Raw genomic sequence first — 9,659 nt, 5'->3', positions numbered from 1 at the left:
TCTTCTAAATCTCGATAACTCAAAGCATAACGGCAATACCACCGTACATTTAACAGAATGATCTCTGGCAAAAAATGCCGCCACTTGAACGGAGCTTTCGGATCAACCACCGGACGTTAATTTTTCTCTCGGTAGACGCTAATTCTATCACTTCTTGCAACAGAACCTAACGGGGCTTGTCTACCTTACCAGCGGCTGTTTTTGCGACACAACCGCAGTTTGAAAACCAGGACACGAAACGCGCTAATGAAATCCTCGCCAGGGCTAATCGTATTGCACAACAACGACTGCGTTTAGGAACAGGGATTTTAGCTGCTGCACTGTTGGCAGCCTCAGGCATTACCGTCTGGTCAACCCGATCGCTGAATCGTGCCACGCTTGTTGGCCAGGCAGAACGAACGAGCACTAGTGCCCTCGGCCAGTTTTCCTATCAACCCAGTGAGGCATTAATTTCTGCGTTAACGGCAGCACAAAACTTACAGCAAGCAACGGGTGATGCAAAGCAGTACGTTACAACTACACCTATTCTAACCCTACAGCTGATACTCGATCGCATTCAAGAACAGTCGATCGGCGCAACCAGCAACACAACTGCGCGTCCTTTTACCGCAAATGGTGGACAGATATTATTTTACACAGGACACACGCAACGCGATCGCACTGATTATCAAATTTTAGACGTTGAGGGACGACAAATTAATCAATTTCAGCAGCAGGGAATGATTGATAAAGTTGCCCTGAGTCCTGATGGAGAACGTTTTTTAGCAATCAAAGCAGACGGTACGGCAACGCTTTGGAGTACTGTGGGCAATGCAATCGCCACTTTTTCAAGCCTGCAAACTCCAATTTTAGGAATTGCGTTCAGCCCTAACGGTCGCCTGCTTGCCACGATCGAACCTGTTATTGATGCTGGTAGTGACAATAGTGCAACTTGGCAATGACAAATCACAAGGCTCTGGAATGATCAGGGACAGCTTGTTGCGGCACTGAATCACCAGTCGCTGGTCGTTGAATTCGGCCCAGATGGAGAGCATCTGCTGACGGGTGGCGATCGTCAGGTAAAGCTCTAGAACAATCAGGGACAAGCTGTTGCGATTTGTCAGGGTCAGGGGCAAGTCCTCAAAGCCCGTTTCAGCCCAGATAGTCAGTCTGTCTTGATGGTCGCTGCTCAAGGAAGAACCGCCATAGTGACGCAGTGTGATTTGAATGGCAGGGTAAAGACATCAGTGGAAACGCGATCGCAGGGAACGATCGATGCTCAAATTAGCCCAAACAATCAATTTATGGCGATCGGCTCAGAGGACGGTAAGCTGCGGCTTTATGACCTTCAGGGCAATCTGCTCCGAGAGTTTCAGGCGCATTCAGGCGGAATTTATGCAATTGCTATTAGTCCGGATGGTCAGCAACTTGCAACGATTGGCAGCGATACGGTAACGCAGAACCGGGACGATCGCATGCGAGTCTGGAATCTTGCCGGACAGCAGCTTACCGAATCGAGATTTCGAGGATATGAGTATAAGCTGAAGTTCAGCCCCAATGGCAAAACAATCGCCCTTTCTAATACCACGTTTCTACATCTGCAAACGCCTGAGACTTTATATTCTCCGCTCTCTCAGCAGGTTTTCATAGTGCGAATGAACCCAAGTGGAGAATCGTTTGCAGCTTTATTGAATGACGGCACAGTAGAGATCTGGAATTCTCAGACTCAAGGCAATTTGTCACTCCCGTTAAGTGAATTTGCGATCGATAATTTACGATTTAACGCATCAGGAGAATATCTTTTGATGCATAGCGGTCAGAACAGAACCGTAACTGTCGGGGATCTACGAGGAAAGACGATTGCGAAACTTGCTGGAACTTGGGGCGAAGATTGGCTGAATCCCCTGACCTGGAACAACCCAATCAGTCCTGATGGACGCTATACGGCAACGCTGCAAGTCGATAATACGATTCAAATTTGGACGATAGCTGGAGACAAAGTTGCAGTAACCTCTCCAATTTCAGGCAAAGTGCAATCGATCGCCTTCAGTCCCGATGGTCAATTCTTGGCAACTGCTGGCGGGCAGGGGAAAGTTCAGCTCTGGAATTTGCAGGGGCAACCTGTGGCAAACTTTCAAGTGCATCCGAACTGGGTCGATCAGGTGTATTTCACAGCCGACGGAAAAGGGTTGATGACGATCGCTCCCAGTGATTCCGGTACAGCAGCAGTGCAAACTTGGGACGTACAGGGCAACCCAGTTAATAAAATTCGTAGCGCTCGATTTACGGACGGTACAACTTTTTCCGATCTTGCCCGCTTTACGTTTACCAATCCTCAAACCAATCAATTTATTTCTGCTGCCGACGATCGAGCTTTCTTGTGGAATCTCAACGGTGAAACTGCGACGCTGCATAGGCGACAGGGCTGGTTTATTCCCACTTCGGTTCAAGCTAATGCCGTGCAAATTAGTGCAAATGGTCAACGGATTGCAACCTTAGGAGGCGATCGTCAGATTCGCATGTGGGATGGCAGAGGCAATCAAATTGCTCAGTATGAAGGTTACGCGATGGCACTGAGCGCAGACGGCAAAAGTATTGTTGTAATTTCTGCAAACAACACACCAAAACAGTATCCGATTCGCGACTTGAATGAATTAATCGAGCAGGCTTGTCGCTGGCTCCGTCCTTCAATCGCCCTAGAGGGAACATCAGAAACTCGTCAAATTTGTGATGTTCCCTGACTTAATATGAAACCATCAACGTCAATACTCATTAAACTGAACATGATGAGCAGAGGGTTTCCACGAGCAAAAGGCATAGAATTTAAGACACATCATGAGCTTATTATTCGTTCACGTCCTATTTAGGCTGGCTGTAGTTCTTCTGCAAATCGGTCATGTTGAGCGGTCTTAGTTATCCTGGATAAGGAATTTCTAGCATATTTTTGAAGTATAATACAGTAAGCCGATCAAGATATAGTATTTATTACAACTTTTCTGTCAAAACTTCTCCATGAAACTCCACTACATCACCCTTATTAATACTACGGAGGAAGCCCGTCAAATTGGCAATGCTTTGCTGGAACAGAAGCTAGCAGTCTGCCTGAATTGGTTTCCAACTACCTGCGCCTACTGATGGAAGGGCAAGATTATTGAGGAACCGGAAGTGGGCTGATTGTGAAAATGACAATCTTTATACATTGGTATTCAATTGATATTCAACGTGCAGAAAGAATTTCGGCAAGCAATACCTGATCGGATTCAAGGTCACCCTACTAGGGCAGTGTCCTATCTATCTCCGAACTTGTTCTGGTTTTATGAGGCGATCGTTGCCTTTCTTGATCGCACCTTCCATCTCAATATTCAAATTGAGCAGGGCAAATTTGATCCACTCGATGATCCTGAACTGTATCAAAACCAGTGGGATTTTGCGTTTATCTGTGGTTTGCCGTTTGCCAGATATCTCATGCGCAGCAAAGCTGATCTGGAATGGATCGCACCAGATTCACTTATTGCCATCGCTGCGCCTGTGATGCAGAGCGATCGCTATCAGAGCAGTCCCATCTATTTTGCTGATGTGATTGTTGCAGTGGATAGTCCCTATTTCAGTCTCAGTGACCTGGCAGGAAAAACACTTTGCTATAACGATCGCGGTTCTAACAGCGGCTACAACTTGCTGCGACAGCGAATCCTTGAACAGGGCTATCCTGCCCCATTTTTTGCGCAAGCGATTTCTTCTGGATTCCATCAGCAGTCAATGCGCTGGGTTGCAGAGAAACTGGCGGACTGTGCGGCGATCGATAGCGTTGTTTTAGAACAAGAACTGCGAGATTTCCCTGAATTGCAGCAACGACTGCGCGTGATTGATTCAATTGGGGCTTGCCCAATGCCGCCGATCGCAGTTTCTCAGCGGTTTGACACAGCAACAATTCAGCAAATTCAAGCAGCGCTGCTTCAGCCGGATACCGAACTGCAAATCGCAATGACAAAAGCACGGATTCGTTGCCTTGCCCCAGTTCGATCGGAGGATTATACGATGCTGGCAGTGCAGTACCAGGCTGCCATTGAAGCAGGATACGAGTTTATCTAGCGATCGCTATTCTGGAATGGGGAAGTAGGCGTGGCTGAGCTCGTTTCTGATGTCGCTGTTCCTGATGCCGCACTGCATCGCGATAAATTTGCTGGAAGAGCTGTCGTTGGGCGTGGCTCCCGCCAATCCTCCAGAGCTGCGGTAGAACGGGCTGGAGATGGTCGATCGCTTCCTGCCAGTGACCCTTCGCATGGTCGATGATACCCTGTGCCGCAGGTAAAGCAACCTTGAGCCACGGTGATTGTGCCTCCGGATGCAGCGTTTGGATGTGCACTTCCATACTGTTAAGCATTTCCCTTACCCAAGACAAGCGACCTGCTCGCGTCAGGGCATAGAGGTAATGCAGGTCTTGAAACGGCAGGGCGTGTTCGTGAAGGCGGGGCAACAGATACAGGGCTAATGCTTGCCAACGAGATTTGCCAACGTCGATGCCTTGCAGTTCTAAGCGCAGCAGCAGGGCAATCGCCCCAACCTGATCTTTCGGGGAATCCTTGCGGGCATGCCCCCATACTTTCTGGTCATACAGCTTCAGCACCCCTTGAGCATCCTGCTTTGCTAAATAATAAAGCGCAATGTGCCACCAATTATGCGTATAAAGCATAGAGTTGCAGCTTTCCCAGGTATTCGCGAGGCTTTCCATCCAGGCAATGCCTTCGTCTACACGCCCCTGCATCTCCAGCACATGGGCAACTGCATGATGCGCCCAGGGATTTTGCCGCTGCATTTCCGTTGCCCGTCGCCCCCACTGTTCTGCAGCTTCAAGCTGATGGCACTGTTCTAGTCCAAAGGCAATCATGCCGTGTAGATAGGGATTTTCTGGATTGGCAGGAAGAACCGTTTGAGCAATCCGCAGCAGTCCTGCTTTGTCACCTTGATAAAAATAGTGGTATTGCCCCTGCTGTACAGAAATTAAATCGCGAGGAAACTTTTGCGCGATCGCTTCGTGCAGTGCGAGCGCCTGATTAATCTCACCTTCTGCCCAGGCTGCAATTGCCTGAATATAAAGCTGTTCTCCCTCACTCGTTCGATCGGCAAATTGCTGTGCTGCTCTGAGATGGGGAATCGCCTGCTGTCGTCCGGCTTGACTTTCTTGCGACAGGTAATAAGCCGCAGCATAAGCCCGAACGATCGCGCAGGTTGGGTCGGCAGCAATGCCCTGAAGCAGCAGCGATTCAACCTCCTTTCCATAGCAAAGTGCCCGCTCGGAAAAGGTATCGATCGCGGCGATCGTCTCTGGTGAGTCTGTCGTTATATCAAGGTCTTGAGCCGCTTTTAACATCAGATCTTTCCACCCGTAGCAAAATGTTCAACATCATTAGCCCTATAAAGGGCTTTCAAATTAAGGCAAATTAACTAAAATACAGTAAGCTGACGTACAAACCGTAGTTTAACTAATTGAGATATAACATGGCTAAAAATGAATGTCCAGATATCGCTGTGGCTTGACGCTGGAAATCAAAGAGCTAGAGAATCTTTGAAAACACCAGAAAATGTGATCCAAAAGACATCTCTCTTTTGTGACTAAACTCAATTTGAAGTCTTTCTAATGGAGCTACGATGCCTAAAATTCGTGCCGTTGTAGTTGAACCTAGCGTTCCTGAACGCTGGCTTGTGCGAGAAGTCGATGCCCCAATCCCTGCTGCTAATGAAGCTTTAGTCAGAGTGCAGGCAGTTTCCCTAAATCGCGGTGAAGTGAGACGGTCCCTAACGGCTGAGCCAGGCTGGCAGCCCGGATGGGATTTAGCGGGTGTGATTGAAACTCCTGCGGCAGACGGTTCCAGCCCACCTGTAGGAACGCGAGTTGTGGGGTTTGTTCGATCGGGAGCTTGGGGAGAGATAGTCGCGGTTCCAACAAATGCAATTGCCCTTTTACCGGATACCGTTTCGTTTGCTGAAGCAGCAACCCTACCTGTTGCAGGATTAACGGCATATCATGCGCTAAAACAGGGCGGACTCTTGCTGGGAAAATCTGTCTTGATCACAGGCGCATCAGGCGGTGTAGGCAATTTTGCTATTCAACTAGCGCGGCTATCCGGTGCAAAGGTCATTGCTCATTTGCGGCGATCGGATCAAGAAGCCGCAGTAAAAGCTGCAGGCGCACAGGCAGTGGTGATTGGGGAAGATTTGCCGTTAGATAGCGAATACGCTCCCTATGATCTCATAATCGAATCAGTTGGGGGCAAAACCCTTGCAGCGACGTTGGGATCGGTTGCACCCGATGGAACGGTTGTTTTGTTCGGTACGTCGGGCGGCAATGAGGTGACGTTTAATGCGCAACGCTTCTATGGTGTGAGCAATGGTGCAAGCCTGTATGCGCTGATTCTGTTCCATGAACTGAGACGAGAAACGGCATCGGTTGGATTACAGCGGCTCTTGGGACTGGTAGCAGAGGGACAGCTCAAACCGCAAATTTCGGTCGAGGCTCCCTGGATGCAGGTTGCAGATATTGCTCGGCAATTACTCGATCGTCGCTTTCCAGGAAAAGCAGTTTTGTATTTTTGATTTCGGAAATTTCGCAAACTTGGAGAAGTCACTTTAATTAGGAGTCACAAGACTTTAGCTAAGGTGATTTAGTTAATGTGATTTAAGCAGCTTTATGTTCTTCTATCCTTAAAATTGTTACTCAAGCAACAACTTTTAGATCCAACTTTTCGAGCGAACATTACAGCTCATTGCGCTTTCAGAAAAAACAGAATTCGATTGCTTGACTTGAGGCAGTCGTCCCGTTACTATGCCTAGTATTCCTATTAAATACGGTAAATCGATCGACTTACAGCAATTTAATTTGAATGCTTAGGGTATTACAGTATTGCTTTTGCCATGGAAAGAGAAATTCGGCGGTAAAAGCAGTACTGATTTATTATTTATTGGGCTTTTATTGGGGTTAATACCACTGCTCAATGCCTCATGGAGTGACAAAGGAGGTAAAGAACAGACTGGATCAAGCTCATCGCCCTTAAACCTAATCGAAAAAAGGGACGTTTTGGGGGTTTGAGAAGCATGAGTTTCCCTGCCCACTCTGACTACAGATCCATCCGGCTAATCCATAACTGTCTATACAGACTAATGTAAGTAGGCAATCGCCACCAGCAGGACTAAAGCTTGGAACCGTTGTCCAGTTGCTCGATAGCTTTCCATGTTGTAGCCGCCCTTCTTCAAGTCTTTGAACATCGGTTCAGTCGAAAACCTTTTGGCGTAACTGTTGAGTGCAGCTTCAAGGCAGACGAGGTTGGTCAACAGATACCAGACTTGATTGGTTTGAGATTTCCGATAGCTTCGTCTCCAGCGGGTTACGAGATTAAAGCGACCAGACCCCTGCTGTCGCGTCACCTGCACTTGCACTTCAAAGCAGGCACTCCCCGGAAACTGGAGTAACTCGTTCAGGCGTTCAAACTGGGCGTCTGGACGAAACTGACGGTGGTGCTTTGAGGTAGACCAGCATGAATCCTACCTGCTGATGGCCCAACCCGTCAGCAAAGGCAATGCTGTGAAATTCTCGCTCTCCCAACACAATTGAGCGATAGCGTTGCATCAAAGCCAATACTGGATGCAGAACGATTTTTTGTTCAGACGCAGAACTTGAGTTACCTTGGTCGAGGCAGAAATCCAGTTAGCAACAGAATGAATTTTTGCTAAGTGCTTTATTCCTGCCCCGCCTACTTGAATGTTTTGAATCTCTTATGACAATCTTTCTATCTCCTTAATCTCTAACAGCTGCTCGGTTACAGCTTCATTATGCAATTCAACCGATTGCGGCAGTGGGTGCTGTTCTGGCATCGCCTGAGCCTGATGGTAGCCACACTAGTCTTCACTGGAATGCTCAGTTTCACGTTTTTGTCGGGAATACCATTCCCATACAGAACTCTTTCCGAGTAGCACTCGATTCGGTGAATCTGGTTCTCCAAATGCTCGATAGCCAGTGAGGATCGCACGAACTCGATCAGAGCAGCTTCCTAGTCCGGCATTTCCTCAAGGCTTCGTGGTTCTTGCTTGGGCTGCTGGTTCATCTTATGCCGGTAACGACTGGACGCCTCATAGACCTCCTTGCGTAAACGCTGAATCGATCCCAGCGGCTGATGTTCTGCAATACAATGCCAGGCATTAAACGATAAGACGTCATCCACGTACACCTGCCGGGCAGGGCTGTATGCTTCCTGTGTTGGAATTGTGATTCTGGCGATCGGCTGATAAAGACTTTCCCCTTCTGACCACTCGATCGACGCATCCTCGATCGGCATCGTTTCTAGACTGGTGCAAAGCTGAACACGCAGTTCATACTCAGCGGACTGTTGTTGGAAGAACTCAACGATCAGGTTGCGCAGCGCAGAAGCATTGTTGGTATCAATGCGTTTGCCAATAAGCGGCTGAAGGCTGGCAGAGAGGGGAGCAATACTCAATTTAGCAATGTAATCTCCGTAGCGCAGGGCAGCAGCAGTGTAATAGGTTTCCCCTAGAATATGAGTTTCAGGATGAGTAATGCCCAACGCTGTTGGATAGAGGCTGATGCCTGCTTTCTCGGTTATCGCATTCACTAGGCGGGCAGCCGTTCCCAACAGTTGTTGCGCCTCCTCTGGGGCACTGACCACAACCTTTTCCTGAAGGAGCTGTTCCGGGAGAAAGCGAGCGATATTGCCCGATGGAAAAACCGGACTGTTGATCAAGAGAAAATCCTGGGTGACGGCATCCGGCTCCAGTAGCTTCGGTTCTGCCACGCCAATGACCTTGATTGCCATGCCACGAAAGCAGGATAGACCATCGGGCATGATGTCACCCGGAACTGTTGAGAAGCGAATCATCACTGGGTAGGTGCGGGGTTCGCGGAATAATCCCTGTGCGAGGTGAACAGGCAAGTTGTCGTAAACAGTCAGTTCCCCCTTCAGTCCGCCATGACTCTTCGCATGGGCACCCCGCATGGCATGGCGATGCTTGTCAAACACCTTCTGCCCCTGCCGGGCAACAGAGTCTAGGATTTCGCGGACGAGTCGATCCTCATCAGGTTGCTTGACTTCTACAGTCTGAGAGTAGCGGACGTACGGTTTGGGGTTGAGCATTGGGCGATCGATTCGAGTGGGATCTAAACTTATACATCTGTAGTTTAAGGATTCGTCCCTGGCTCCTCTACTTCATCCTACTTAAGGAGGAAATGAATCAGAAGGCATAACACTCTCGATGACTGTATCGAATTGCTAAACCAAACATCTGTATCTTGGGAAAAGCACAAACTTAGGGAATACTAAACCCTCGTACTACGGGTTTTGTTCTCTAAGCGGTTGTGTCGCAAAAACAGCCGCTGGTAAGGTAGACAAGCCCCGTTATGCCTTCTCGCCCTCCGATGGCTACTGCTGCTCTGTTCAAGTGGCGGCATTTCTTGCCTGAAATTATCCTGCTCAATGTTCGTTGGTACTGCCGTTACTCCCTCAGCTACCGAGATTTAGAGGAGATGATGCAGGAGCGGGGAGTGGAAGTAGACCATTCGATGATCAACCGATGGGTGTTGAGGTACGCCCCAGAACTGGACAAACGCATTCGACCCCACTTGAAGCCGACCAACGATTCGTGGAGAGTTGACGAGACTTATATCAAAAGTAAGG

The 9,659-nt window shown here is 48.6% G+C and carries 7 protein-coding genes and 3 pseudogenes; 6 read left to right on the top strand and 4 right to left on the bottom strand.

What is annotated here, in order from left to right; genetic code table 11:
* Positions 1 to 110: pseudogene (locus NDI45_RS29875) on the bottom strand (IS6 family transposase); the annotation flags it as partial.
* A gap of 66 nt (positions 111 to 176) precedes the next feature.
* Between NDI45_RS29875 and NDI45_RS29870 the strand changes: the two are divergent.
* The 4 genes and pseudogenes from NDI45_RS29870 (at position 177) to NDI45_RS29855 (ending at position 4,068) form a co-directional block, all read left to right on the top strand.
* Positions 177 to 941: a hypothetical protein gene (locus NDI45_RS29870; RefSeq protein ID WP_348249951.1), complete on the top strand. Its 765-nt coding sequence runs from the start codon at positions 177 to 179 to the stop codon at positions 939 to 941.
* A 246-nt stretch (positions 942 to 1,187) separates the two neighbouring features.
* Positions 1,188 to 2,720, top strand: a complete 1,533-nt coding sequence (locus NDI45_RS29865) for a WD40 repeat domain-containing protein (RefSeq protein WP_348249950.1) — start codon at positions 1,188 to 1,190, stop codon at positions 2,718 to 2,720.
* A gap of 271 nt (positions 2,721 to 2,991) precedes the next feature.
* Positions 2,992 to 3,111, top strand: a pseudogene (cutA, locus tag NDI45_RS29860) (divalent cation tolerance protein CutA); the annotation flags it as partial.
* A gap of 150 nt (positions 3,112 to 3,261) precedes the next feature.
* Positions 3,262 to 4,068 (top strand): PhnD/SsuA/transferrin family substrate-binding protein, encoded by an 807-nt coding sequence (locus tag NDI45_RS29855; RefSeq protein WP_348249949.1) that lies wholly within the window; start codon positions 3,262 to 3,264, stop codon positions 4,066 to 4,068.
* Here the strand turns inward: NDI45_RS29855 and NDI45_RS29850 are convergent.
* On the bottom strand, positions 4,061 to 5,347 hold the full coding sequence (locus NDI45_RS29850; protein WP_348249948.1) for a tetratricopeptide repeat protein: 1,287 nt from the start codon (positions 5,345 to 5,347) through the stop codon (positions 4,061 to 4,063). The two genes, NDI45_RS29855 and NDI45_RS29850, sit on opposite strands and share 8 nt — an antisense overlap.
* A 278-nt stretch (positions 5,348 to 5,625) precedes the next feature.
* Between NDI45_RS29850 and NDI45_RS29845 the strand changes: the two genes are divergently transcribed.
* Complete coding sequence (locus NDI45_RS29845; protein ID WP_348249947.1) at positions 5,626 to 6,570, top strand: zinc-binding dehydrogenase; 945 nt, start codon at positions 5,626 to 5,628, stop codon at positions 6,568 to 6,570.
* 561 nt (positions 6,571 to 7,131) lie between these two features.
* Here the strand turns inward: NDI45_RS29845 and NDI45_RS29840 are convergent.
* Both NDI45_RS29840 and NDI45_RS29835 read right to left on the bottom strand, forming a co-directional pair.
* A complete protein-coding gene (locus tag NDI45_RS29840) occupies positions 7,132 to 7,398 on the bottom strand; it encodes a hypothetical protein (RefSeq protein WP_348249946.1) in 267 nt (88 codons plus the stop codon).
* A gap of 623 nt (positions 7,399 to 8,021) precedes the next feature.
* Positions 8,022 to 9,119 carry a catalase family protein gene (locus NDI45_RS29835; protein ID WP_348249945.1) on the bottom strand — a complete coding sequence of 366 codons (1,098 nt, stop codon included), beginning with the start codon at positions 9,117 to 9,119 and terminating at the stop codon, positions 8,022 to 8,024.
* Positions 9,120 to 9,400: 281 nt separating this feature from the next.
* Between NDI45_RS29835 and NDI45_RS29830 the strand changes: the two are divergent.
* Positions 9,401 to 9,659: pseudogene (locus tag NDI45_RS29830) on the top strand (IS6 family transposase); the annotation flags it as partial.

The organism is Leptolyngbya sp. GB1-A1, from assembly GCF_039962475.1.
Taxonomy (GTDB): Bacteria; Cyanobacteriota; Cyanobacteriia; order Elainellales; family Elainellaceae; genus Leptolyngbya_A.
This window is presented reverse-complemented; position numbering and strand designations above follow the sequence as displayed.

What these genes read in the sequence shown, in the direction of transcription:
- NDI45_RS29850 (WP_348249948.1), bottom strand. Translation starts at nt 5,347, where the DNA reads ATGTTAAAAGCGGCTCAAGACCTTGATATAACGACAGACTCACCAGAG.
- NDI45_RS29845 (WP_348249947.1), top strand. Translation starts at nt 5,626, where the DNA reads ATGCCTAAAATTCGTGCCGTTGTAGTTGAACCTAGCGTTCCTGAACGC.
- NDI45_RS29835 (WP_348249945.1), bottom strand. Translation starts at nt 9,119, where the DNA reads ATGCTCAACCCCAAACCGTACGTCCGCTACTCTCAGACTGTAGAAGTC.